Below are 25,994 nucleotides of genomic sequence, written 5' to 3'. Positions count from 1 at the left end.
CGCCCCGTCGTGTCACACTCAAATCCCGATTTCAGAGTGAATGACAAACTGGAAGCCTGGAAAACTTCTCGACGGTATTGAGTCTGCAATGGTTCCTTCTAGGATACGACCAGCAGACCGGGAGTTTTCGCCAGAATCGTGACGGGAAGAGATGGGTCTGCGGCGTTAATGCGGCCGGGCGCGGTTTCTGTCAAAACCCGGCCCCGGTCGTTTGCCAGTCGAATCTTCAATTTTCATTGAGAGCAGTGATGTCGGAAAACAGTGCGAGTTTAGACAAGCAGTATGACGAGGCCGTTAAGCTGAAAGATCAGGGAGACCTGCCCGGAGCTGTCGAAAAGCTCAAGGCCATCGTGGCGGAAGATCCTGACCACGCCCAGTCACATATGGCGCTCGGGGTCTATCTTCAGAAAATCGGACAACCTGAAGAGGCATTCAAACATGCTCAACGCGTTACCGAACTGAATCCAAATGACCCATTCTCATTCACTCAGCTGTCGATTATCTGCCAGCGCTGTGGAAAGATTATGGAAGCAGAAGACGCCATGGCGAAAGCTCGAGCCCTTTCCGGAAACACAGGACACCATCACTAGAACTCGCCGCGATCACTCTTGTGAGCTGCCGAGCTCAATCGGGATCGCGAAAGCGGATGGATGCCGCAGGCTTCCGGGCATGCACGGCCCCGAGCCTGCGGGCCTTTTACTGATGGCCACTCACATTGCTTTGAGCATCTTCCCGATGCCTTGACCACCTTGTCGCTGCGAGGGCTTCGAGGAAATCGCGGACCCGAATCTGTGAGATGGCCGATTTTCGGTCCCCCGAATCGCAGGCTGCCCCGCGAATCCCGATGACATCCGGTGCAATTCCGCAAAGTGCAGGCAGGTCACAGGTTTGGATTTGTCCCGCAAGTGCCAGTCGGAGATTTGCCGTGCTCGTGATGTTCCGGATTGCGTGAAGAGCTTCCTGCGACATAAAACGCAGCAGCCCCTGTCCGTCCTTAACAAAAGTATCGATCAGCAGGCCAACACAGCCGGGACTTGTGACAGCCCGTTCCGCGAGCTTGAGGGGGCAGATCCCCTGACATCGCGTGTAGTCCGCGTAGGCGACCGCGATCCAATTCGCCACCGGATTCTCTAGCGATGCAACGTAGGGTAGCAGCGATTCTGGAAAAACGTTTGAACGAACGTGTTCCCCTCCAGCTCGACTTGTCCCGACCTTCAGCAGCACGCCGGCCAATCGACCCTCCCGGAAGGCGTTCACCAAATTTCGATGATCCTCCAACGCTGCTGAACGGGACTCCTGATGGTCCATGCCCTCCCAGTCCCCGATTTCTCCCAGCGCAAAGCTTGTGGATACGGCAGTTCGGTTGGCTTGATTCCACCGCAATGTCGCGTCGGCCACGTCGATCATGGTGGGCACATCAGCCATTCCCAGCGGGCCCTTTGATGGTTCTTTGACATCAATAATCTGCGCCCCTCCCGCCAGTGCGTTGACGGCTTCCTGACGATTTCGAACTGAAACCAGGAGTTGAGGAATCACAAGAGTCGGACTTTCCGGGGAAGAAACGAGATGATGTTTTCATGGGCTACCATGCACACCGGCAAACACCAGAACGGGCAGCATGATAGCGAGCAGGATGATGACATTCACTGGTCTCAGGCCATGCGCCAACAGTTCATTATCAAACAAAAAAGCCGAACCCTATGGGCTCGGCTCTTATGGAAAATGAAGCGATCGACTGTGTCAGGCTCGTGTGAGCCTTGAGAGCTGGCGGAGAAAACGACGGGCGAGTCGGAACGATGTGGATCGATAACGTCGTCTGGTATCAATGCTGTGGACATCCGAAAGGCGTACGGATTCGGTTTCCACCAACGCCTTGTTGAGAATACGCGCCGCTTCATGGACCCGCTGGCGAACCGGATCTGCCACGCTTGTGGATGATCGCAGCATTCGACGGATCACCGTTTCGGCATGGCGAAGTTCCAAATGGTCGTGTCCGGCGAACGCCCTTTCCTTGTTCGCTCCGACAAAAAACGTGGAGAACTCCCCTGTAAGATCGGAGGCCTGCGCCATGGTTGATTCCCTTCGATGGTAGAGAAAGCACCTCAAAATCCGGGGTTCTGCGTCGCTTCCACTCCCCCGTTACAGGAAGAATCGCATCCCCCCTGGAACACCGGACAACTATTTTCGAAATCCTGGGTTGAATATTCAGCTTCCCCCGCAGGTCTCTACCCAAATGATGCCGCTGGAATGATCCAGGGCTGGAATAGCAGTTTGTCTGAACACGCAAGTCAGAACTCTGAATTCGGCAGGCCAAGGGTGTGAACCAGAAAATTCACGGGCGGCTCATCCCTCTGCGAGTGCTTCAGGATAACGTTCACCAAAGACGGATTTCCGGAGACAGATTTCCGGAGCAGGGTCTGCCGTAATCTTGGTCTGGAAATATGGACCGGGGCGACATTGGACAAGAATCGGTCGACTTCTCGTACCGTGGCACTGCCGTTCACGGACAGGAGACAAACGAGGGCGGCAAGAGTCTGAGCCTCGCTGAGTTGGGAAGTTGGATAAGATTTGAATCGGATACAGTCGCCCTGGTCCGGCAATTCTGTAGATGAGCCTTCCAGAACATTCAGAGTCGATTGGACTCGCTGGAATCCGGGGACATCGAAATCCTCTGGAAGCTGTGACAGTAAAGATCGCGCCGTTGGATAGTCACCACATTCTGTCGCGATGACTGCACCATTGAAGAGTGCCAGAGACGAGATTTCCGGGTTACCGGTGGTGGCAACCTCACGCCACGCATCAAGTAACTGGTCTGATTTCATGAGCAATACGTCGTGCCGTTCTTTGGAAGTCGAGTTTCCACTCACGTAGCCCGATGCAGGTGGTTCAAATTCCAGGCTGGTCAGATAGGCCTGACAAAACCGAATCCCAGCGTGGGACGATGATGTGCCGTCATCGGTCATCAGTTGACTGATAAGTGAGTGGGCGCGTCGAAACTCCTGTTGGTGCAGATAACTCAGGCACAATTCGAAAGCGAGATCCGCGTCCTCAGGATGGGACGCTAATTGCCTCTGCAGCGATTCCTGAAACTCGACAAGTCGGCCTGATTGCAGAGACTGTCGTGCTGCTTTCCTCCAGCCGGGTTCCGTCGCTCGGTTTGAAAAGCTGTAGGCAAAGACGACCAGCGCCAACGCGGCAGCCAGTGCAAGTGATGTGAGGAGGACGGTTCTGCGCAGAGGTGACTTTTCGCGCGGTGAAGTTTGATACAGTTGAACCTGCAGACTTGCGAATCGACGAGCCAACTCATTTGCGCTCGCGGGCCGCGCCGCGGGATTCGCATGAAGGCCATCTGCCAGGAGTTCGAAAACTTCACGAGGCACTTCCGGATGCGAGGCCAACGCGTGGTCGATATCCGCGCCGATGAGCTGTTGCGCGAGAATGTTCTTCGCGCCGCCCACCCTGTCACCATCAAGCCCAACGCCAAACGGTGGACTACCGGTCAAAGAATGCCACAACGTGGCACACAGACCGTAGACATCTGTCGCGGCCGATGCCCCCTGATCGTGCGAATTTGTTTCGTCGTCGCCTTCGCTGGGCCGGCTTCCGGAGTCAATGATCAGTTGAAGCTGTTCGCTCGCCATGTACGGCATGGTACCGCCAAGGATCCGTTCACCCCCTGTTGTTGTCGACGCGAGGTTAAAATCCAGGAGCTGCACTGAAAGGTCCGACAGAACCAGCACGTTTCCGGGTTTTACATCGCAGTGCAGGATACCGGTACTGTGCGCGGTTTGCAGTGCATACGAAAGCCTCTCACCCCAGTGAAGTATGAGCCGGGCGAAAGGCCACGAGATCATTTCGGTTGCTTCTCCGGAATCCTTGTCCAGATAGCTGTCGTCCGCGTTGATCTTCCGAATTGTCTGCGCCACATCGGCTGCGGTCTTGCCGGTCAGATCCGACGTCCGAAGAACCTCCGTCACATGATGCAGAGTGGCTCTCGTGAGATAAGGCATGCAGATCACAGACAGACCTGTCTGTGAATCTGAGTCAATAGAATAAACCGTCGCAATGGCGGGATGACTGAGCTTGCCAAGCAGACTGGCTTCCTGTTCGCCTCTGGCACAAACTTTTGCCACCGCGCGCCTGTTGCCGAGTCGTTCCTGTTTGGCAAGGAAGACCCGGGACAGGACCCCACGGCCAATTTGTTCGATCAACTGCATCCCGCAAAATGAATCACCTGCCACTGGCCAGTGATCGTCCGGCACCGACTCGATGACTTCGGGGTGCTGATGGATGATCTGGTCAAACTCAATCACTCGGTGAAGCGACTGCTCGATGTCACGATACCGGCCCGCGAATTCTGTTGGCGTGACTTTCGCCCCGGCGTCACGAAGTCGACAGAATTCTTCGTAGGCCAAATCGATCAGACAGGATCGATGGTCCGCCAGGTGCGGAAAACTGTTGACGATTTCGCGGGCAGAGAACGTTCTGTCGGAAGGAAACGTTCGAATGAGCTGAGACACGAATTCCTGCGTTCCGCCGGTGGGCGGCGGTGAATGCTGGATTGATGTGTCTGACTCGCGCGACGTCATCAACGAATGTCTCAGGCAGAAACTATGGCAAGCGGCTCTTCAGTGGAGATTCAGGACAATAACATCATGCCCCGATACCGCTCCTTTGATGGCCATCTATACTGTTGTCTTGTTCAGCCAAATGCATACACAAAACCCAATAATGTCTGGAGATTCCGAATTGACAGGATAGTCACAAACAGATCTGGCCACCCATCAGGATTGCCTCCGAAGATTACCTACTCTTCCGGGTTTGCCTTTCGGGATAGCCGGCTGAGCACGCGTCTGACCTGTCGTTCAGAGATCCCCAGTCGCTCCGCGATTTCCGGCTGCGTCAGTCCCTGCCGGCGCATTTGAAGGAGCTGGCGGTCAGCCGCGGGTTCGTCCTGCAGCAAGTTGTCCCACTTTTCCTGAGCCATGACATGCTGGCTGGGAGTGGGCTCTGCCAATTGCAGGCGATTATCCCGTTGTACGTCACCGTTATCCTGGTCGCCGATATGCTGCTCGCGACGTACCTTTGCTCTTCGACCTGCGTCGATCACCTTGTTGCTGGCAACACGACACAGGAACTGAATCAATTCGTTCGCTTTGGTGAACTTGCCTGCACTTGGCAGATCACCAAAGAAAGACGCCCAAACGGCCTGAGTGAAGTCCTGCGAATCGTAGCGTTCGCGGAGGCGCGGATTCAGTCGACGGCGGACCACGCGCATAATGTGGGGCCCGAATTCATCCAGAAGTCGTTTTGCTGCCTCTTCATCTCCCCCCTGCACCTGAGCAATCAAACCGTCGAGGCCGGGGAGCGAGGAGAAATCCCTTTCGCTGGGTTCTTGGGAACTGCTTGTCATGGGTTCACTCGGAAGGAAACAAACGATAGACGGCTCCGCCGAGATTGGACACACGAACGGCACACAGTAACCGAAAGAGTTAGTGTGTGCCGCTTGATTTTGTCAGGCTGATCAAGTTTGCCGGTTGTTAGCTGTCAGCTGGTTCTTCTTCTACGTCATCGCCACTGTCTGCATCGTCGGCATCCGCATCTACGTCCAGATCCAGGTCCGCATCAATTTCCACATCATCTTCTGCGGCCTCTGGCGAAACAGCGGCGACCTCATCGTCCATATCATCGTCGATCGCACTCGTGGCCACCTGCACCACAGGAGTCCCATCCGGATTCAGGACTTCCTTGATGGGCTGGATAAAGTAGCGACGCTTGCCTTTTGCCAGAAGTTGCTGCAATCGCTCCTCAGCTTTGTCACGTTCGAAGAAAAGGAAACGCCCTTCTTCCCGCATTGTGCTGCTGTAGACGACCCAAACGATTCGGCGGCGCTGGGCCGCTTCTTTGGCACGTCGGGTCCGAGGCTTCGTCACGCGCTTCTTTTTCGCGGTGCCGGTGCCTTCGTCTTTGGTTGCAGACGCCTTTTTACGGGTCTTCTTCTTCGTCTCCGCAACTCCGGAGGCTTCGGCCGCTTCAATTTCGCGGCGCATCGACAGACGACTTTTGGACATAGCCTACCCAACACGCTTTCAAATCAGGAACGGAGCTTCCTTGGCTCCCGGGACTGGAGGAGGCCAATCCTGTCATTGATGACCAACGTACAAGATCCTCCCATCAAGCTCGGTACCATACCATCCCAGTTCCGTTGAATCCACTGAACGTCCCTGATTCACAGGACGCGCGGCAAATTCGCTGGTGCGGGACGGGTTTCGGCGGAGACCCGATCGGCGACCGTTTGAATGGCCTGCCTCATCGCCGTTCGATCGACTTCGTGCACATCGATCGGCCTGCCGAGTTCCTGAAGCATGGTGAGAGTCAGGCGTCCACCCAGGTGTTGGCGAAATTCTTCGAGTCCTGCGAAAAGTTCATCAGTTCGGCTCATCGCAGGATGGCGAAATAAGAGTCTCAAATCGCTCAGGCACTGCAGCACGCGTTCAACAGAGTCGGAGGGTAATCCGTGCCGAAGACCGGAGTACACCGTATCCACGGCAACTCCAATGGCCACCGCTTCGCCGTGCCGGAGTTCGAACTCCGTCATCGTTTCAAGTTTGTGGGCCGACCAGTGGCCAAAATCCAGTGGCCGCGCTTCCAGCATCTCAAATGGGTCACCCCCGGCGGTGATGTGTCGGAGATGCCATTTTGCCGAATCCGCGATCACTGGCCAGCATTCAGCGCCCCTTGCCGCGATGGCCCTGGCATCCCTGCAGATCCGCTGGAAGAAGTCGGCATCCTTCAAAAGCGAAACCTTGACGGCTTCGGAGAACCCACAACGGAAGTCCCGATCACTGAGCGTTTGCAGCAGCCGACGATCGTTGATGACTGCCCAGGGCACTGCAAAGGTGCCGATCCAGTTCTTCTTGTGAAACAGGTTAATACTATTCTTGACGCCTATACCGGAATCGGCCTGTGCCAGAGTGGTCGTGGGAATTCGCACCAGGCGAATCCCACGGTGGGCGATGGCAGCGGCAAATCCAACTGCATCCAGAACGGCTCCGCCACCGATCACCACGACGTAGCTGCGGCGATCCAGATCCGCCTCGTTGAAAACCTTCAGCATCCGTTCGACGATGTGGACGTCGTTCTTGACGGCTTCGCCGCCCGGTACCACCTGAGGTTTTCCGCAAACCTGAATCTGATTCGCGAATGTTCTGCCGAGAACATGGATCTGTTGCTTCAGGTCGGGATTGGCTTCCAGAACAAATTCATCGATCCAGAATTGAACGCGTGGGCGCTGGCCCTCGGAAGCAGGCAGGACGTCGACCAGCGTATTGCAGTCTTCACCAAGCACATCAGTCGTGAATCGAAGGCGATGGCGGAACTCGACCTTAAAATCGACGTCCAGCAATTCGTTGTCCTGTTCAGACTTGTTTCCGGTTGACCGGGGCATGGTTTCGGCGTCCACCTGACTCAGACTGCCAGGATCGTTGGGTGGGATGATTCGGGTATTTCCAATCGTTGCAATTCAGCCGGTTATTCAGTCTGGCGTTTGTTGCCAGATGCAATTGCGTTGGGAAGGATCGGAGAATCTAGGCCACTCCCCCCATGATTACAAGCTGCCAACACGCGGGATCCATTGCTGACGAGACGGACGTTCGGGCTTTGCGGATCAGGTTCCGGCCGACACCGAGCAGCAATCGTTATAATCGATACAGTCGACACGGTCGGACGCAGTTTGCCTGCGAACCGGCAATCATTGCCCTTTGCCTCGCCCAAAAAGATACACCAGTCCGAAAACATTGGCAGTGTTACCCAAACGGAATCAGAGATTCGCTGATCAGTAGAGCTGCGGCGTGTGCAGTTCTGCCGAATTCTCTGAGCCCACTCAGCTCTAGTGTTTTAGGAGAAGTGTTACGATGAAAGGGATCACCCTGTCTGCTGCTCTGGTGGTATTCTCAATCGCCAACAGCGCTAACGCAGGTCTTTTCGGCCTGTTCAATCACGGTTCAAGCTGTGGCAGCTGTGGCGTAGAGCCAAGCTGCTGTGCTCCAGTTGAAGCATCCTGCTGTGCTCCAACTTCATGTGCACCAGTCTGTGAACCAACCTGCTGTGCACCAACAGCATGTGCTCCAGCTTGCGAGCCAAGCTGCTGTGCACCAGTATCATGTGCTCCAGCTTGCGAACCAAGCTGCTGTGCACCAGTTGACACCTGTGGATCTGCATGCGGCGGATGTGGTGGTTGTGGCTCAAGCTGCGGTTCAAGCTGCTTCAAGATGCCTAAGCTGCACATGCCAAAGTTCAAGATGCCTAAGCTGCACATGCCAAAGTTCAAGATGCCTAAGTGCAACTTTGGTGGCTGCGGTTCAAGCTGCGGATCTTCTTGCTGCGAGCCAAGCTGCTGTGCACCAGTCTCATGTGCTCCAGTTTGCGAGCCAAGCTGCTGTGCACCAGTCGCTCCAAGCTGTGCCTGCCCCTGCAACTGATTTTCAGCAGGCGTAAGGTTTGGTGATTAGCTACGTAACCTTCGCGAAGAACAAGTGAGAACGGGTGAATTGTCGTGGTTCACCCACCTCCCTTCCTGCGAAGAATCATTTGTGCGAAATGATCAACTGGCAAGGACACTGTTAGTGTCGCGAAGGTAACGGTTAAAAGCCCATCCTTCCGCCCAACTGCTGAGTTACTGTGAGCAAGAACGCTCACTGGGGAACACGCCTCAGGGTCTCCTGATACGCGGTTCCACCATATAACGGATCAGCAAACAGGGTGGAATCGTTGGTGGAGAAACGAGACGGCGGTGATTCCCTCTTCCTGGCGAATCACCGCCGTTATTTTTTGCACGGACAAGAGTTGCACGGACAAGAGTTGCATCTCATCCCGCGATGGTCTCACAAGCAGAGACAGCCGCCCTCCTGTTATTTGCCTGAGTCTCTACGTCCCTCATTCGCATGTTGACACCAATGCCAGAGGTGCATTTGGCCAGAAGACTTGCGACGTCTTTCTTTGCGACCGACTTCGACGACCCGGATTCAGGAAAAGTGGCTTCTCCAGTGCCCGGCCGCATGCGTCGCAGACCGCCATCCATGTGATGATGGTATCCGGCAATCGCAGAATTGACATTTGCCCGCGCACCCTGAACACTTTCCCTCAGGATCTCATGATCCGGGTGGTGCGAGATTGCGTTGGAAGGGCCTCGATGCAACACGGTCCCCGGATAAACACGGTAAAGACCGAAAAAGGCGCCTATCTTTCGAGAGTCGGGAATTCAAATGCCGGATGCGGGTGTACTGGCCACAATACTGCTGATCGTGGGACTTTTCCTGCTGATCCTGGAGTTTTTCATCCCCAGCTTCGGCCTGATTGGAATTGTTGCTCTGATTTCGCTGCTGGTTTCCCTCTGGAGCGCCTGGCAGGCGTGGGGTGGAGGCCGAAATCCCTCGTTTTTTTACACATACCTGGGTCTGCTGGTGTGTGGAATTCCCGGGACGCTGGGGCTTGGATTCTATCTGCTGCAATATTCAGCCATCGGTAAGTCTGTGATCCTGCAGCCACCAACGCTGGTGCAGGTCCCCAACCCGCTGGAAGAATTGATCGGAAAGGTCGGTACGACTCAAACGCTGCTGACTCCCGGCGGAATGGTGGTCGTCGAGAAAAATCGATATCACGCTGAAAGCACCGGGATGTTAATTGATCCAAATACACCGGTGATCGTTGTCGAAGTTCGAAGCAGTCGGTTGGTTGTGCGACCAGTGGGGGCATCCGAAATGGCGACGGCAGTCACCATCGCAGAGCCCCGTGTGACGACCGAGGACAGTGGTCACAGCAAGGTGGATCCATTGACCGCCGACATCGAGAACACAAGGGAACTGAATCCAGATCAATCGCGAGTTCGTTCGGACAAGCTTGACTTTGATATTCCAGAGGACTACACCGCCTGACAGGAGTTCACCCTGGCCGGGGCAAAGTCAGGTAAATCGGATGTCGTTGTTTGAAGCCTGATCGATGGGACAGATGCCTGATTGAAACAATCTGACGGCTGCCTTCGGGTATTCCGGGCTTAGAATCTTACAAGGGAGTTTTAGCAATGAGCCAGCTCTTTCTGCAGGCACCAACATTGGCTGCGTCGCCAGGTCAACTGGTTGTCGTTGTGTTTGTGCTGTTATTCGTGGTGGCATTTCTCGCCATTTTCGCGCAGTTTGCGAGCCTGTGGCTGCAGTGCAAATTTTCCGGTGCAGGGATTTCGCTGGTCGGTCTGATCAAGATGCGGCTGCGAAAGTGTGATCCCCGAGTCATCGTGGTGAGCAAGATTATGGCTGTTCAGGCCGGACTGACCCGGTTCTATCCAATTACCACGGCAGCACTCGAAGCCCATTACCTCGCAAAAGGAAACGTGCGAAACGTCGTGCGAGCCTTGATCGCGGCGCAGCGAGCAGGGATCGAACTTGACTGGGACACAGCGCAGGCCATTGATCTTGCGGGGCGTGATATCCTGGAAGCGGTCAAGACCAGTGTAAATCCAAAGGTGATTGATTGTCCGGATCCCCGCCGCACAGCCGGAACGCTGGATGCTGTTGCAGGTGATGGTATTCAACTCCGTGCCCGCGCTCGCGTCACGGTGAGGACCAACATCGCTCAGTTGATCGGCGGTGCGACCGAAGAAACGGTGATTGCACGCGTTGGTCAGGGGATCGTGCAGGCCATCGGCTCGACGCATTCCTACAAGCTGGTTCTTGAAAATCCGGATTCCATATCGAAAATCGTGCTGTCACAAGGTCTGGAAGCCCAGACCGCTTACGAAATCGTTTCGATTGACATCGCAGATATTGATGTCGGTGAAAACATCGGAGCGAGACTTCAGGCGGATCAGGCCGAAGCGGATATGAGAGTTGCTCAGGCTAAAGCTGAACAACGTCGTTCTGAAGCCCGGGCTCGCGAGCAGGAGATGGTCGCTCGAATTCAGGAAAACCGAGCCAAGGTCGTCCTGGCCGAAGCGCAGGTTCCCAATGCAGTGGCGGAAGCGTTCGGTGGAAAACAGATCGGCTTACTGGACTTCTACGAATTGAAGAACGTTCAGGCAGATACCCGCATGAGAGATGCACTGGCTGGCGAAGGGGCTCGACCACAACGATCGATGGACGGCTAGCTGTTGGGGGCCTTCCCAGGGAAATGAGACCGGGCAAAATTAAATTCAGGCTGAGACACGATCATGGAAAAGCTGATTGTCCTGCTCATCATTGGCATCATCGGTGTGGTGCGAACGCTGGTTGAAAAATCGGCAGAAGCAAAAGCCCGGAATGCTCCTCTGAATAACAAGCCGAGGGCGAACAATCAGGACCGAGTTCAGTCCGAACTGGAAGCATTTCTGACCGATGTTCGGCAGCAGAACAAAGGCGATGAGCGTCCATTGCGAACTCCGTCGCGCCCATCGGCACAGAAGACTTCTCAACCAGTTCAACGAAGCAACGAACAACGATCCCGGTCAAAGAAGGCATCCCGGACCGGCACGGGGACGCGGGCCAGACAGTCAGCTCGGGCAAGCGATTCACGATCCGGGGCCCGGCTGAATTCAATGGCTGAACGGACCGTCGAACGTGAACGGCAGGAAAAGGCCGCTTTCAGGGGTGGCATTACGGAGCATGTCGACCAGTACATCAACCAGCACGTGTCTGAACACATGCACAAACAAATTGATGATTTCGTGGCTCAGGACCTTGGCGGGGCCAGTAACGAAATGAACATGGCACCTATGGTCGGCGGCAATCCTGCCGCAAAAGAACTGGCTGCTGCCCTGCGCAGTCCGGCTGGTATTCGGCAGGCCATCCTGATCAGCGAAGTGTTATCTCGCCCCAGGATCTTCCGTCGTTCGTAGTCGCAGGAACGGGCAGTCATAGCGAAATCATGGCGGATACAGTTCAAAGAATTCTTTTGCTGGACAGTGAGTTGTCGTTCCGCGGCTCCTCTCTGCTGACCCTGCGACTCGCTCGCGGACTTGAGAAGCGAGAGATTGACTCAGCCCTGCTATGCACGGGTGTTGGTCCGCTGGATGAGAACCAGTTGAAAGGCGTTCGCCTGCACTGTATCAGCGGATACACCATTCCTGTGTGGGGACAGGTCGTTCTGCGTACGCTCTACCGTGACATGCAAAAGGAACCACCGGATGTAATTCACGCTCAGGACTATCGGCTGCTGCCGCAGGCAGGCTGGTTTGCGGATCGTCTGCAGCGGCCTGTTGTGGTAACGGTCAGTGATCACAGTGAAGCTGCGGCTCTGAATCTGCGATCGGTGACTCCCTGGCTGAAAGCCATCATTTCTGTGAGCGAAAGCGTCCAGAATCAAATTGCTCCTCACCCGCGTCTTGGTGAAATTGAGCAGCGAGTCATCCTGCCGGGTGTGGCCGTTCCGGAAGAAGGGGCAATTCGGCAACCCATGGATTCGCCGTCAGAACCTGTGATCGGAATGGCCGGGCCGCTGGAAGTCGTAAAAGGCGCCTCATTCTTTCTTCGGGCCTGTCATCGCCTGGTCGAATCTGGTCACGATATTCGAATCATTCTGGCGGGCAGTGGTCCGGAAGAACGCAGTCTCCGAAACCTGGCTTCGTCACTGGAACTTAGCCGCCGTCTGACATTTGTGGACGGTAGTGTTTCGATGCGTGCGTACCTTTCAGCGATGGACATATTCTGTCTGCCGTCACTGCAGCAGGGGTTTGGTGTCATGATGCTGGAAGCAATGGCTTTGGGCCGACCGGTGATCGCATCCGGCGTCGGAGGGGTCGTGACAGTGATCGAGGATGGTGTCAATGGCCTTTTCGTCCCGCCATCGGACAGCCGCAGTCTCGCGGACAAAATCTCGGAACTGCTGAAGGACCCGGACCGCGCCAGAGAAATCGGACATGCAGGCCAGATGCGTGTCACAGAGCGATTCAATGAGAATCGTATGCTGGATGAGATCATTCAGCTGTACTGCGAGGTCAGTTCGCCGCCCAGCCGTCGAACGGCGACACTGCCACTTCCGACGGTGAAACCATCAACGGTCTCAGGAAGTGCCAGGTAGAGACTCGAGTTGGTACGCCTCGAGTCAGGCTGTCGCTGTCAACGTGCTGCTGGGAGCGCACAAAGTCTGTCTCCAAAGGGTTACGCCGACGCGAATCTCAGGGCTGTATTCAAATCAAGCCGCAGGAACCACGAAAGACGATGTCTGATTTCAACACGAATCCTTCCGCCGAGTATAACATTCGAGCCGTCGTCTTTGATCTCGATGGACTCATGCTGAACACAGAAGATGTTTTCGATCTCGCTGGTCAGCAGCTGCTGGAACGCCGTGGGATGGTCATGACCACTCAAGTGCGAGACGCCATGCTCGGTCGACGGGCTCACGAAGCATTCGCTGTGATGAAGGAAATGACGGGGGTAAAAGACGACATCCACGCATTGATGATGGAGACAAAGGAACTGTTTGCCGCCATCGCTGAGAATCGCCTGGCGATGATGCCAGGACTCCCGGAATTGCTGGACCTGATCGAAAGTCGTAACCTTCCCCGGGCTGTCGCGACGTCATCTCCCCGGAGCTACATGACCGAACTTCTGACCCGTTTCAATCTGCTCGACCGGTTTCATTTTACAATGACCGCAGAAGATGTGACCCACGGGAAACCCCATCCGGAGATCTACCTCGCAGTCGCGGAACGGCTGAACGTTGCACCGTCCGAGATGCTGGTTCTGGAAGACAGTGAAACGGGGACTCGAGCCGCTTCTGCTGCCGGGGCCATCATTGTCAGTGTCCCAAACCGTCACACCGCCGCTGGCGACTTCAGCATGGCCACCCTGCGCGTCGAGAGTCTTCAGGACGCTCGGTTGCTGTCACTCCTGAATGGTGAAAAATAAAGCATTGCGAACCGCCACGCTTTGGGGCGGAATGTGCTTTTGACAGTGCATCCGCCGCCAGAGGCTTCCCCCAGTTTGGTTCGTGACCCTCTTCCGCATCGCTAAACGCCCGGCGTTGGAACAATCCGATATTGCGAAGCAGAAACGATTTCCGAAATCGCTCCTGAGGTGCTTTCCTGGCCAGCTGTTCTCGCGGTATTCTCCTGATGTGATGGCCATTGTGCTCTGAACGGGAGGTGGGAAATGATTGACTACGATTATCTGGTCAAAGGTGTGAACGGGATCGGCAACGCCCATCGGGCTGGCTCCATGGCTGGACATCTGGGGGCTGCTGTTCTGGCCGGGTATTACATCGGAGAAGACAATCCCGATTTGGATTCGCATATCTACGAAGGAGTCGCGGGAGAACTTGATCGGATCATTGCAGGGGAAGAAGGCATTTGGTTCAACGCTGCTAAAGCAGGTGTTACCCCCACTGAACTCTTCCAGTCGCTGCCATCCGATGCTGACAGCTCGTCGAAGCGCGATTCACAAGAGGCAGCGCGGAATATTGCCGCTGCACTGGTTCAGAATATCGGGAAGACACGTCAATCGGGACACAATGTGATTTTCGCATCGCTCGCCATCCGAGCGATTCTTGATCATCCGGAATTTGCAACCAATGCTCTGATATCCGGGGTCAGGGGCCTGACCTCCAGCTTTGATACAGCCCATGCAGGTCGGGGCTATTTCGGAAAAGAAAAGGGATGGCTTACGGGAAATCAGATCGAACTGACGGAACCTGACTCCAAATTACCCCCGTATGGTTCCATCGAAGATATGGTGTCGGTAACGGTTTCCGAACTTATTGCAACGGCTTCAGTCAAGCGGCAGGGTTTCGGCGGGTTGTGGCACATCATCAATCACGCTGCGGCACTGGTGGATTTGCACCGACTTGGATTTACGGATGTTGCCCGGAAAGGATTGCCTGCTCATCGCCAGCATATTCGCCTGTGGAGAATGCTGCCGGACGTTGAATCAGAGCTCGGTAGGGTCATTCAATCCCCATTGGACCCCTTCGATTCGGCTTACTGGCAAGGCAACCTGAAGCGGGACGAGGCAAGGCTGACCCACAGAATCAAAACCATTTACGGATTCGGTCGGCTGGTCCCCTATCTCACCAGCGCAGAGCACAGTGCGGCGCGCCTGGCGTTTCGGTTTCTGATGTCCTGACGGAACCGGCGGCGTATCGGCCCTTCAAAAACTCCTCGGTCGAAAAACGAGCCCTCCGATCGTCGAATCGGCCATCCAGGGTGAAAATGGGCAGTTTTTGAGAGGACTTCGCCCCCGAAAGCACAGTTGGCGTGGAAAAAATCGTTATTCCGGCCAACTGCGTGTTTGACGTACCAATCTGCCGCCCCTATCCTCATGAGACTTCTTTAACACCCGGTCGCTCCCAAGCGGCTGCCCGCCGGCAATTGTTCGAAACCTTCCTGATTGGTTCACCAATTTGGAAATTCAAAATCACACCCAGCTGTTAGAGCAGATATTTCCAGAATTTTTCAGGTAGATCCCCACCCGTTTTTGAATCAGGACGTAACCAATGTCGCTGAACATAGCGACGCTGGATTCAGGCGTTAATGGACTGACGCGAACCGTCGGAGTTCCGACCGTTTTGCTCCCGGAGTTATTCAATGCGCCTTCTGTCGAATTTGGTTGTTGCCTTTACCCTGATGAATGTAAACATGCATGACAGTCACGGGAGTGAGCCGCCGTCAATTACACTCAACGTTGGGGATAAGGCGCCGGTTTTTGAGTCCAGGGACGATTCCGGCGAAACATGGAAATCGGCCGACCACATCGGAAAGAAGTTTGTGGTCGTCTACTTTTATCCAGCCGATCTGACGGGGGGATGCACCAAGCAGGCCTGCGGTTTTCGCGACCATCAGAAAACTCTGCAGCAGGAAGGTGTGGAAGTCGTGGGAGTCAGCGGCGATTCCGTAGAAAACCACAAGGTCTTCAAGAAGGTGCACAATCTCAATTTTGCCCTGCTTGCTGACGAAGACGGCAGCGTTGCCAGGGCATTTGGCGTGCCCCTTCGCGACGGTGCGACCATCAAGAAACCTGTCGATGGCATCGAAATTTCTCTGACTCGCGGCGTGACTGCATCGCGCTGGACATTTGTCATTGGGCTCGACGGGACTATCATCCATAAGAACACAGCGGTGGATGCCGCTGCTGACAGCCAGGCTGTCGTGGACATCATCAAGAATCAGAAGTCTTCTTCGTAAGGCTTCGTTTTTTCCTGAGGCATCGTTGCAGAGGTTCGTTTGCAATTGATTGTCAATTGTGTTTCGCAGGTTACGCCACCAGGATCGTCTGGGTGGGCTTCTCTTTCCGAAGGTCGATCGTTAGGGAGTATCTAAGTATGAGGAATTTTGTTTCTGCCATGGCTTTGGTTGTGGCTGTCGTTGCATCGGGTTTTGCTGGCGCAGCTGACGTTAAGTCAGGTCTGGAAGTTGGTGCCAGTCCAGCTCCGTTCAATGTGACCGACGTCACCGGGCCAAGCGCTGGTAAGAAGCTGTGCTACCGATGCCAGTACGGTTCACGCCCTGTTGTCAGCATCTTTGCTCGAAACGTCGACGCAAATGTTGCCAAGCTGGTTAAGGAAATTGACGCTGTTGTTGTCAAGAATGCCGACGAAAAGAAGATGGCTGCGTTCGTAACTGTTCTCACGAACGACCCGGATGCAACTGAAGGTACACTGAAGAAAGTTGCTGAAGAGCAGAAAATTCAGCGTACTCCGCTGACTGTTTTCGAAAACAACGTTGGCCCATCAAGCTACAAAATCGGCGAGAACGCTGATGTCACTGTCATGATGTGGGTTGGTTCAAACGTGAAGGTCAACCATGCATTTGCTGCGGGCGAACTGAACGCCGACAGTGTTGCAAAGGTTGTTGCAGACACCGCAAAGATCCTGAACTAATTCGCGTGAAATAACGCTTGATCCGAATTGCCCTGGAGTCATCTGACCGATCTGCCTCAAAGCAGGTCTGACCAGTTTTCGGGGTGTTGGTCGGGCAGCAATTTCATGAAACGGCCGAGCCAGCTGGAAACAGTGGCCCGGCCGTTTTCGTTTTGTGGTTCAGCATGTTATACAGCGCCTTTGCCGGAATGACGAAATCCCACCAGCTCGCACTCAGGAGCCCGTTCCATGTCAGATTTGTCGCGTCGCCTGTTTATGCAGTCTGCCAGTACAGCAGCCGCCGGTATCGGTGTTTTTTCCAGTGCTGCAGCCGGATTGGCTCGGAATTCACAGCCGCCCGTGAAAGTGATTTCATCTGCCAACGGGCAGGAAGCCACGAAGAAGGCGTGGCAAATGATTACGGAAGGAAGCGATCCGCTGGATGCTGTTGTCGCCGGGGTCGGCATTGTCGAAGCGGATCCGGATGACACGAGTGTCGGGTACGGAGGCCTGCCGAATGAACGTGGAATTGTGGAGCTGGACGCGGCGGTCATGCATGGGCCGAGTCACAAGGCTGGTGCAGTCGCTTCCATTCAGAACATCAAGCACCCGGCTCAGGTGGCACTTCAGGTCCTGCGCCGGACCGATCATGTGCTGCTGGTGGGCCAGGGCGCATTGGAATTTGCCCGGGCCCACGGTTTTCCGGAAGAGAACCTGTTGACCGAACACGCTCGTAAGATCTGGCTGGCCTGGAAAGAAAATCTCAGCGAGGAAGACGACTGGCTGCCGGCTGCGGAAAATACTGATAAGAAAGTCGCTGAATTTTTCCGGCGCAATTCTGTCGGTCTGGATGAAGCAACACTGGCATCCAGTTCTTCATGGGAGGCATTGCGGACGCATCGCTTCCGCCGTCCCACCGGAACAATTCATTGCGCGGGTATCAATGCGAATGCTGATATTTCGTGCACGACGACCACCAGTGGTCTGGCATTCAAGATTCCCGGACGGGTCGGTGACTCACCAATTATTGGTGCCGGACTCTACTGCGACAATGAAGTGGGTTCGTGTGGCAGTACCGGGCGTGGAGAAGCGAATCTTCAGAATATGTGCTCCTTTGCAGGCGTTGAATTGATGAGGCAGGGAGCATCACCGGAAGAGGCGGGGATGGAAATCCTGCGACGTGTTGCGAAAACCACTGAGCTTCGTTTGAAAGATGCACAGGGCCGTCCGGATTTTGGCCTTAGCTTTTATCTGCTGGCCAAAGATGGCAGGCATGCCGGAGTCAGTATGTGGGGTCCCGCAAAGTTTGCAATTACAGACGCCAATGGGACTCGGCTGGAAGACTGCAGGACGCTCTACACCAAATAGTTCGGATCAGCGAAGCGGTATCGACGACCACGCAATCGCGAGTCATCAAATGGTGCGCGTTTGTCCGGACGCATCGCCCTCATACGGTACCACGTTCGGAGTTCGTCCGGATATCCGGTTCGCGTGACGGCGAACCCTGCCTCAACCGCGGGGGGCGTGGATTCAGCAAGAAACAACTCGGGACATTTCACGGCATCCATCGATGACAACGCTGCACGCAATCGATTATCAGTCGCTTCGGCCCGTTGCTGTTCATTTTCTGAATGACAGGATCGATTCCGTTCAATCACTCGATTGCGATGCCGATCTTGCAGCATCGTTGCCCTTCGTCGCTCCCGGGTTGTTCGACATACAAATCAACGGTTATCACGGTCTGTGGTTTTGCAGCGAAACGCTCACGGAAGACGAAGTCACCCGAATTGCTCTGGCGCTGGCAGATCGCGGAGTGCCCCAGTTCTTTCCTACACTGATCACCTGCTCGTTCGAAGCCATGCTTCACGGTGTAAACACGATTCGTCAGGCCTGCCTCGGCAACAAACTCGTTGCCGGAATGGTCAGGGGAATTCACCTGGAAGGTCCTTCGATTTCTGATCAGGATGGTCCGCGCGGAGCCCATCCGCGCCAGCATGTCCGACCAGCCTGTCTCAAAGAATTGGAACGATGGCAGGAAGCTTCAGGGGGAATGATCCGCCTGATCACACTAGCGCCGGAATCGCCGGGAGCCGTGGATTTCATCCGTTCTGCAACCGCCCAGGGAATTGTGATTTCCATTGGACACACGGCCGCAACGCCAGATCAGATTCATGCCGCCATTCAGGCGGGCGCGACGCTCAGCACACATCTTGGCAACGGATGTGCTGCCATGATAAATCGACATCGCAATATCTTCTGGCCACAACTGGCGGATGATCGACTGTCCGTCAGCGTTATCGCAGATGGCTGGCATGTGCCAGGCGACATGCTGAAGTGTATTGTTCGGTGCAAGTCGTACGATCGATTGTTGCTAACCTGTGATGTCTCTGGGTTTGGTGGATGTGATCCCGGCAGTTACCAGGCGGGTGGAGTTGCCGTCGACGTTCTTGACGACGGACGGATTGTGGTTGCGGGTCAAACGGAATTCCTTGCCGGATCCGGTGCAACCACCGGCGACTGTGTTGCTCAGCTGCTGAATGTCATGAAACCAGAGAACTCCGACACCCCGTTGTCACTCCTGCACGACATCTGGAATGCGGGGTCTACGAAGCCTGCCAGCGTTTTTGGTTTCAACAACCGCTCGCTGCGTGCCGGAAACGAAGCCACTTTCACCCTGTTCCGGCTGCCGTCGACCGATACCCAAAGCGGGACGAAGTACAGCTTCCAGGCCGTGGCGTCATATTCCGAAGGAGTTCAGGTCAGCTCGCTGGCAAGCGGGACCGGAGCCGATTAAGCCGCGTCTTCTTGTCTTTTTCAGCGACAAACAGATCACCGAAGCAGCGTGATCGCAGCCTGTCTGAGTGCGTCGATGGCGATCAGTGACCCGCTGTCGTATTCACTGGTGCCTGCATCGGCATCATTCACCTTTTGCACGGTTCCTGCCAGCGTGACATAATGATCTGCGAACGCTGCCATTTGATTCGCGTTCCACTGCATTCGGTCCTGCACCAGCTGCAACAGCGCGATGAGCTGTTCGGCATCGCGATAGGCTTTCAAACGCATTGAATGACGCACGACGGTTTCACCGGATGCCGTTTTATCGAAGATGAATAGCCCCAGCTGGTCTGCCTTCTGAAGTGCGTTGCCAGTCTTGTCAATCGTCTGCCAGGGAACGATACCCGTTGCACCAGACTTCCACGAATCCAGTGCCCATGCCTGCACTTGTCGATTACTTTCATCGACGGGATTAGTCGTTCCGTAGACCCAGACTCTGGTCGCATTCTGCTGCATTCGATCTGTGATCAGGCGGCGGTAATTTTGAAATGCAGCAGATGCAACGACCCATAAATCACTGCGATCGGCCAGTTGCCCACGGCAAAATTCCGGTCGAGAGATATCGATCCGATAACGGATCGATTCATTCTGCGTTGGATTGCGTCCGCTGTCAGTAAGTTCGCCATAAAACTGAAGTGCGCGATAGTCCCAGTAAGAGGTCGGTTCGTCCAGAATCCACGGAGCCTTTGTTGTTTCAGTCAGGGATCCCTTGTTATTGAAGTACACCTGAAACCCTGTTTCGTCCCAGCCTTCTCGATGCGCAAGACGGGCAAAGTCGTCAACGATATTTAGGAATGTCTGAGCATACTCGGGTGTTGTTGCGAACGCACGGTATGCGTCCGGGTGACCGTTGAAGTACGTTCGGCAGTTCAGCGGCCAGCTCTCATGGAACGTCAGATAGAATCCAGGCGCGGGAATACTGCCTCGGTGCCCGTTCCTGAAGAAAGTGCCGTTCAGATAAGGGCCGAACGCTTCAACAAAATCATCCCAGTAGGCGTGTTGAGCGCGCGGGGCGATCGCATCATATCGCTGGTTGTCCATCCGCCGACCGGAACGAAGCCGCATATCAAGATTGCTCTTTCGAACACCCGGCGCAGCGGAATGATGGGAATAGTGCAGGATGTTTGCATGAACGCGATGATCATAGGCGACCTGCTGTAATGCATAAAAATCGTCCACGTGATCCGGCATGCCGTAGCCGTTCATTTCACAATGAAACGCGGCTCGTTTCGGCAACTGAACCGGAAGAATCGTCAGTTCGATCGGGACAGAACGTCCATCGGAAATCCGGAGCATTCCGCGACGGGTGCCTGCTGGCGAATCGAACGGAACGAAGACGTCGACCAGCAGTGACTGATCGGTGTTCTGTGAAAGGCGGATTTTCTCGGGCAGTGGCATCAGTGGATCGGGAACCATCCGGCCGTTGACGGGCACATAGATCGCCTTGTACATGTCCACGCGCATCGGTGAACCATCGAATTCGCATTGCAGCCGAACGTCTCCTGACCCTCGCAGCAGCGTTTGAAAACTGACTACTTCACCGGCCGCCGCAGTCAGATGGATTCGCTGTCCGTCAAACAACCAGTTGTGACGTCGGTAGTCCGGTGGCAATGCACTGACCGGCTGCCCGGATTGATCATACTTATCGGTGACTGGTATGACTCCAGTGTCGACAACATTCCTGTTGACATCGGGCTCGACACCGTCGGCCTTGCCGTTAACGGATTGATCAGCGTTTTCCGGAATCTCAACCCTGGGGAAGACCGGGGAATCGAAATCGAACAGACGCCCTCTCACAACAGCAGGATCAGTCTGTTCTCCGGTGCGGTTAATTGTTATGACTGTAATCTCATGAAGACCGGATACGCTGGACGTTTCAGGAAGATCTCTGAGAAGAATGGTCTGTTCTTCACCGGCCCGAACAAGGGGAATGTTGTGTCGTGCCACGGAGTGCCCATCCACCCTGACCTCATAGGCAAATCCATTCTGAGGTGCTCGAAGATTTAGTTTGGCTGAACCTGCATCAACAGGAAGCAGCTTCAGTTCCGTTGGCTGCTGAGGTCTGGCATCGGTTTCCTCCAGAATATCGACAAGCAGATACGGCTGTTTGCCTGACTGTTCTCTTGAATAGATGGAGGGGTTGCGGCTGTAGTCGGCATCATGTTCATGAATTGCCAGGCCGTAGGCGACGCCGGTCGACAATGCATGCACCATATCCACCGGAATCTCCCAGTGATATGCACCGTCAGTCACGACGGATTCGGTCTGATGCACCAGCGTAAAGGCGTTGCCGCCGCAGATCGCGGGGAAACGAGCGTTGGAGTAGCCCCACCCGTCAAAATGCTGGGCACCGGAAGTCAAACCGTTGGAAGTCCGTTCATCCCAGGGAGCTGCAATTGTCGAAATTGTCACTCCCGAAATTGATTCGGCGGACTGATGGCAGACCAGCGTCGCATGGTTGATGAGTTTGCCACGGATGGGCGAGACATCAAAGTTCATCGCAACAATGTGTTGGTTTCCTTTGATGCGTATTCGGCCGTTGCTTCCTTCGTTCCGGGTCCATTCACCCTCGACCATCACGATCGAATTATCCTGTGTCGCGGGCAGTCGCACCGATTCAGCCTGTGAGACGACAGAAACCAGGGTCATGGAAAGACAGAAGACAGCTGTTCTCATCGCATCAGTCTCTTCAGCCGCGCGTTCACGGTAAAAATGTGCCGGAATCGCGAGTTTGGCCCCAGGCTTGCCATTCGGCATTCGGAGTTTCCAGCGCAATCCATTCTGGCGAATCGATCAGTTCAGAATCGTCGCGAGTCCTTTGGATGACAAGCAGGTCAATATCATCCGGAATTCTGTTCACGTGTACTTTTTCATCCGCGAAAATTGAAGCCATCGTTTCGGCTCGACGACGGTGATCGGGCGTGTTGAACTGATGGCCCAGCCACGGACGCAGGTTTGCATAGGCCGGAATCAGGTAGTTCACAACCGGTGACTCAGTCAGTACAACGGCGCCGGGCGTTCGTTTATGCAGGTCTGCAATTAAGGCTCGATCGTGCAGGCTCAGATGATAGCCACGCGTTCTGTCCAGTTCCCAGCTCGATTGAATCCAGGCAAAACCAGCGTTATCGGCGATGAACATCAGGACAAATCCCACAACCGCCAGCTTTCCTCGCAGACCCGATCGAAGACTCCGGTTCCACCACGACTGCATGACAGGCAGACCCAGCAGAAAAAGCGGCATCCAGATATAACCGCGGGTAAAGTGCAATGGCTGGACAGGTTTCATCAGTCGATCGTGAAGGGCAAGGCCCATTGCAACAGCCGCTGCGCAGCACAGGAAGAGTTCCGCGGTGGAAAGCGACACCTGTTTTGATTGAACAGAAGTCAGATCTGTGTTTACCAGCGATTGTTGCCCGGTCCTGTCTGCCGACTTTCGATTCGATGGTTCGATGACGATCGGCCGCGGAGAGACTGCGATAATGCTCTGCGCCAGTCGGGCGAGAGCAAACGCACCAACAATACACCAACCGAAGACAGCTGAAACCGTCGACAGGCTCCAGTCCAGCTCCCAAACGTTTTGTAACCGGGCGTGCTGCGGAAATGTTGGAAGCCAGACTTTGTAGTAGATGAGAAATACCAGCAGCATGCCCATGGCAGTGCAGAGTAATACCAGAGAACGTTTGTCGCGTTCGCGCAGCCACTGAACGGATCGCCAAAGATTAAGAGTCAGAAGAAGTTCCACGCCTGACCATGGATGCGTGGTTGCCAGTGCGAAGCAGAATGCCGTTCCGGCGATGCGACGATCTTTCATTTCACTCAGCCAGCAGAACGCAACCAGCGTGTGATAGACAGCTTCGGTGGCGAAGGTTGCATTGCGGCCCCAGTTCAGAAACCAAAGGCCACTGCCGGGATCGAACTGCAGCAGAGTTGAATTGCCGCTTCCGAGCAACATTGCAATCCAGCCACCAACCACGAGTATGCCGCCACCCCACATCGCCATCAAGTAGGCGGCATGTGGCGTCGGTTGGTGAAAACCTGACGACGCATCGGTGAGAAAATCCGGATGGATTTGCGCATTTTTTCGACTGGCGGTCTGCAGAGTGTGTTCTTTCACCAGAAGCCATGTGGCCCAGGAAAATCCAATCGATGCAAAGAACGTCAACGCCAGCATCAACTGCCCCGGATCCGTGCCGAAGAACCGAGGCGCGACGCCGAACATCCAAAGCAGCCAGTGTGCATAGATAACAGGGGCATTCAAATCCGGATCATACGGGTTTGGGTACATGACACCGTTGCCGCGATCAAATGCAGCACGGCCATTCGCCATGTAATACGGCAGTTCTTCGTGGAAAAATCCGGTCGCTGTCTCCGGCCCGCTTGCAATGTGCGCGACTGGCATGGCCCAGAACGGAAGGACGCCAACGACGATCATGACGAAGGTGGGAACACCACGAAACGAGAACCAGGCACGTCCACCCGAATTCGCCCTCGTTTCTGGCAGCGAAGAGAGGTCTTGATTGTGGACGCCCGATTCCATGTGCTGCCTCGCTGACGCAGTCGTAGCGACCTCCAGCTCGGATGAGTCCCGAATTTCGGGCTCGTCAGAATCATGAAATTCAGTCAAAAGGCGGGGCATGGACGGGGGAACCCGGAAATCGGTTTTCTTACGTTGTCCCATCAGGATCTGGCTCGAATCGCCATTTCGTGCCCCAAAACCATCCCGGCCTGCGGCTTGTCCGGGAATGTCTCCTGTTTGGTGTTTCTTGTCGACCCTGAATTTGCCGGAGATCGCTCTACAACCACGACTCCTGAGCAATTGCGAATTGGTGCATCATTCGAGGCTGGACTTTGAAGTAAACCTGCGGAATCAGCTTTCCCCAATTGTCAGCGGCCCGAGCGCCGTCTTTAATTTCGGTGAGCAAAACGCCGCATTTCAAAATACGGCTGGATTGCGTTCGGTTTGACGCAAATCATTGTTGTTGAAGTTGCGGGCAAGTATGCTTTGAGCGTCTGTGACGCGATTTTACGGCAATTCCAACGGTTTCCTGCGTCTACAACACTCTGATCCAATCCCCTCGCCTGCCTTACCCTCCTTCGGCTCCGGTTTCATGCAGCCTTTGATAACTACTGACTTTACCAGCTCGAACTCGCTTAACAGCCGTTCGCCGGCCAGTTTTGACTTCACGCCACGCACGCGGCTGGTTTTTGGTACCGGCACTTTCGGTCAGCTTGGCACGATTGCAGTCGAACTGAAGGCGAACCGCGTCCTTCTGGTCACTGATCCAGGACTTCGCGACGCAGGTCACTCAGAAACAGCCTGTCGGGTTCTTCAGGAAGCCGGGATGCAGGTCTTTGTCTTCGATGCCGTCACGCAAAACCCAACAACAGACGACGTTAACAAATGTGTGGAATTTGCCAGCCCCCTCAGGATCGACTTAATCGTGGGGCTCGGTGGCGGCAGCAGCATGGATTGCGCGAAAGGGGCCAACTTTCTTCTGACGAATGGTGGCCAGATGCACGACTACAAAGGCATTGGTCGTGCCACTCAACCTATGCTGCCCATGATTGCAATTCCCACCACGTCCGGAACCGGAAGCGAAGCGCAATCGTTCGCAGTGATCGCTGATGCAAAGACCCACACCAAGATGGCGTGTGGGGATTCAAAGGCTGCATGTCGTGTTGCCATTCTCGATCCGGAACTGACCGTGACCATGCCACCTTCGGTCGCTGCGGCAACGGGGATCGATGCGATGACGCACGCCATCGAAAGCTTTGTCACAACCAAACGAAATCCATTTTCTCAAATGTTTGCCAGGAATGCTTGGTCGCTTTTGGCACAGTCATTCGCCACCGTTTTGCGCGAACCTGGCAACCTCGCTGCCCGCGGTAACATGCAACTGGGGGCATTCTTCGCTGGCACTTCCATTGAAGCCAGTATGCTGGGGGCAGCACACGCAGCAGCGAATCCTCTGACGGCGCATTTCGGCACGGTTCACGGCCACGCGGTGGGAATGCTTCTGCCACATATCATTCGATGGAATTCAGTCGTTGCCGCAGACCTTTACCACGACCTGGCTACCGCGGCGGGCTGGTGCAATGCGTCCGCGAAATCCGGGACGGCCGTTGAGATTCTGGCGGACGGTTTTACCGAATTGCTCCGCCTTGCGGATATGCCGGTGTCGCTGAGTCAAACGATCGATGCGGATATTGACGATTCATTGATCACAAGACTGGCTGATGAAGCCGCGCAGCAGTGGACAGGGACATTCAATCCCAGAAAAATGGATGTCGAAGCTTTCGTCCAGGTCTACCGTAACGCACTCTGAGTTCACAGGATTGAC

General features: G+C 55.0%; 22 protein-coding genes. 13 read left to right on the top strand and 9 right to left on the bottom strand.

Annotation, left to right across the window (positions count from 1 at the left end; all coding sequences use genetic code 11):
* Nucleotides 1-248: 248 nt before the first annotated feature.
* Nucleotides 249-590 carry a tetratricopeptide repeat protein gene (locus tag R3C20_24185; protein ID MEZ6043609.1) on the top strand — a complete coding sequence of 114 codons (342 nt, stop codon included), beginning with the start codon at nucleotides 249-251 and terminating at the stop codon, nucleotides 588-590.
* 106 nt (nucleotides 591-696) lie between these two features.
* On the opposite strand, the gene R3C20_24180 is transcribed toward R3C20_24185, so the two are convergent.
* The 6 genes from R3C20_24180 to R3C20_24155 all read right to left on the bottom strand — a co-directional run bounded on the left by R3C20_24180 (nucleotide 697) and on the right by R3C20_24155 (nucleotide 7,447).
* Entirely contained in the window at nucleotides 697-1,536 is an 840-nt protein-coding gene (locus R3C20_24180) for a (5-formylfuran-3-yl)methyl phosphate synthase (GenBank protein MEZ6043608.1), read from the bottom strand.
* A 204-nt stretch (nucleotides 1,537-1,740) separates the two neighbouring features.
* Nucleotides 1,741-2,070: a hypothetical protein gene (locus tag R3C20_24175; GenBank protein ID MEZ6043607.1), complete on the bottom strand. Its 330-nt coding sequence runs from the start codon at nucleotides 2,068-2,070 to the stop codon at nucleotides 1,741-1,743.
* A gap of 218 nt (nucleotides 2,071-2,288) precedes the next feature.
* A complete protein-coding gene (locus R3C20_24170) occupies nucleotides 2,289-4,589 on the bottom strand; it encodes a serine/threonine-protein kinase (GenBank protein ID MEZ6043606.1) in 2,301 nt (766 codons plus the stop codon).
* Between the two features lie 218 nt (nucleotides 4,590-4,807).
* Entirely contained in the window at nucleotides 4,808-5,413 is a 606-nt protein-coding gene (locus R3C20_24165) for a sigma-70 family RNA polymerase sigma factor (protein MEZ6043605.1), read from the bottom strand.
* Nucleotides 5,414-5,540: 127 nt separating this feature from the next.
* Nucleotides 5,541-6,071, bottom strand: coding sequence for a hypothetical protein (locus R3C20_24160; protein ID MEZ6043604.1), 531 nt, complete (start codon nucleotides 6,069-6,071; stop codon nucleotides 5,541-5,543).
* A gap of 158 nt (nucleotides 6,072-6,229) precedes the next feature.
* Entirely contained in the window at nucleotides 6,230-7,447 is a 1,218-nt protein-coding gene (locus R3C20_24155; protein MEZ6043603.1) for a 3-dehydroquinate synthase, read from the bottom strand.
* 1,816 nt (nucleotides 7,448-9,263) lie between these two features.
* Here R3C20_24155 and R3C20_24150 point away from each other — a divergent pair.
* The 9 genes from R3C20_24150 (at nucleotide 9,264) to R3C20_24110 (ending at nucleotide 18,186) form a co-directional block, all read left to right on the top strand.
* Nucleotides 9,264-9,932: an NfeD family protein gene (locus R3C20_24150; protein MEZ6043602.1), complete on the top strand. Its 669-nt coding sequence runs from the start codon at nucleotides 9,264-9,266 to the stop codon at nucleotides 9,930-9,932.
* 146 nt (nucleotides 9,933-10,078) lie between these two features.
* On the top strand, nucleotides 10,079-11,137 hold the full coding sequence (gene floA / locus R3C20_24145) for a flotillin-like protein FloA (protein MEZ6043601.1): 1,059 nt from the start codon (nucleotides 10,079-10,081) through the stop codon (nucleotides 11,135-11,137).
* A 63-nt stretch (nucleotides 11,138-11,200) separates the two neighbouring features.
* Entirely contained in the window at nucleotides 11,201-11,863 is a 663-nt protein-coding gene (locus R3C20_24140; protein ID MEZ6043600.1) for a hypothetical protein, read from the top strand.
* Between the two features lie 29 nt (nucleotides 11,864-11,892).
* Nucleotides 11,893-13,044, top strand: coding sequence for a glycosyltransferase family 4 protein (locus tag R3C20_24135; protein MEZ6043599.1), 1,152 nt, complete (start codon nucleotides 11,893-11,895; stop codon nucleotides 13,042-13,044).
* Between the two features lie 140 nt (nucleotides 13,045-13,184).
* On the top strand, nucleotides 13,185-13,874 hold the full coding sequence (locus R3C20_24130) for an HAD family phosphatase (GenBank protein ID MEZ6043598.1): 690 nt from the start codon (nucleotides 13,185-13,187) through the stop codon (nucleotides 13,872-13,874).
* A gap of 243 nt (nucleotides 13,875-14,117) precedes the next feature.
* The gene (locus tag R3C20_24125; protein ID MEZ6043597.1) at nucleotides 14,118-15,086 is read left to right on the top strand and encodes a hypothetical protein; all 969 of its coding nucleotides are present in this window, start codon (nucleotides 14,118-14,120) and stop codon (nucleotides 15,084-15,086) included.
* Between the two features lie 461 nt (nucleotides 15,087-15,547).
* Nucleotides 15,548-16,144, top strand: a complete 597-nt coding sequence (locus tag R3C20_24120) for a peroxiredoxin (protein MEZ6043596.1) — start codon at nucleotides 15,548-15,550, stop codon at nucleotides 16,142-16,144.
* Between the two features lie 137 nt (nucleotides 16,145-16,281).
* Complete coding sequence (locus R3C20_24115; GenBank protein ID MEZ6043595.1) at nucleotides 16,282-16,839, top strand: hypothetical protein; 558 nt, start codon at nucleotides 16,282-16,284, stop codon at nucleotides 16,837-16,839.
* A gap of 228 nt (nucleotides 16,840-17,067) precedes the next feature.
* Nucleotides 17,068-18,186: a N(4)-(beta-N-acetylglucosaminyl)-L-asparaginase gene (locus R3C20_24110; GenBank protein MEZ6043594.1), complete on the top strand. Its 1,119-nt coding sequence runs from the start codon at nucleotides 17,068-17,070 to the stop codon at nucleotides 18,184-18,186.
* Here the strand turns inward: R3C20_24110 and R3C20_24105 are convergent.
* Nucleotides 18,174-18,377: a hypothetical protein gene (locus tag R3C20_24105; protein MEZ6043593.1), complete on the bottom strand. Its 204-nt coding sequence runs from the start codon at nucleotides 18,375-18,377 to the stop codon at nucleotides 18,174-18,176. The genes R3C20_24110 and R3C20_24105 overlap by 13 nt on opposite strands.
* Nucleotides 18,378-18,388: 11 nt before the next feature.
* Here R3C20_24105 and R3C20_24100 point away from each other — a divergent pair, with 11 nt between their 5' ends.
* Complete coding sequence (locus tag R3C20_24100; GenBank protein MEZ6043592.1) at nucleotides 18,389-19,612, top strand: N-acetylglucosamine-6-phosphate deacetylase; 1,224 nt, start codon at nucleotides 18,389-18,391, stop codon at nucleotides 19,610-19,612.
* 35 nt (nucleotides 19,613-19,647) lie between these two features.
* Here the strand turns inward: R3C20_24100 and R3C20_24095 are convergent, their stop codons facing one another.
* On the bottom strand, nucleotides 19,648-22,410 hold the full coding sequence (locus tag R3C20_24095; protein MEZ6043591.1) for a hypothetical protein: 2,763 nt from the start codon (nucleotides 22,408-22,410) through the stop codon (nucleotides 19,648-19,650).
* Complete coding sequence (locus R3C20_24090; protein MEZ6043590.1) at nucleotides 22,355-24,190, bottom strand: hypothetical protein; 1,836 nt, start codon at nucleotides 24,188-24,190, stop codon at nucleotides 22,355-22,357. The genes R3C20_24095 and R3C20_24090 overlap by 56 nt, the downstream gene beginning before the upstream one ends.
* A gap of 72 nt (nucleotides 24,191-24,262) precedes the next feature.
* Between R3C20_24090 and R3C20_24085 the strand changes: the two genes are divergently transcribed.
* Together R3C20_24085 and R3C20_24080 are read left to right on the top strand one after the other, a co-directional pair.
* Complete coding sequence (locus R3C20_24085; protein ID MEZ6043589.1) at nucleotides 24,263-24,505, top strand: hypothetical protein; 243 nt, start codon at nucleotides 24,263-24,265, stop codon at nucleotides 24,503-24,505.
* Between the two features lie 256 nt (nucleotides 24,506-24,761).
* Nucleotides 24,762-25,979 (top strand): iron-containing alcohol dehydrogenase, encoded by a 1,218-nt coding sequence (locus tag R3C20_24080; GenBank protein ID MEZ6043588.1) that lies wholly within the window; start codon nucleotides 24,762-24,764, stop codon nucleotides 25,977-25,979.
* The last annotated feature ends 15 nt before the right edge of the window (nucleotides 25,980-25,994 follow it).

It is taken from the genome of Planctomycetaceae bacterium (genome assembly GCA_041398825.1).
Lineage (GTDB): Bacteria > Planctomycetota > Planctomycetia > Planctomycetales > Planctomycetaceae > F1-80-MAGs062.
Note: the sequence above shows the minus strand (reverse complement) of the source record. Positions and strands in the feature narration are given on the sequence as shown.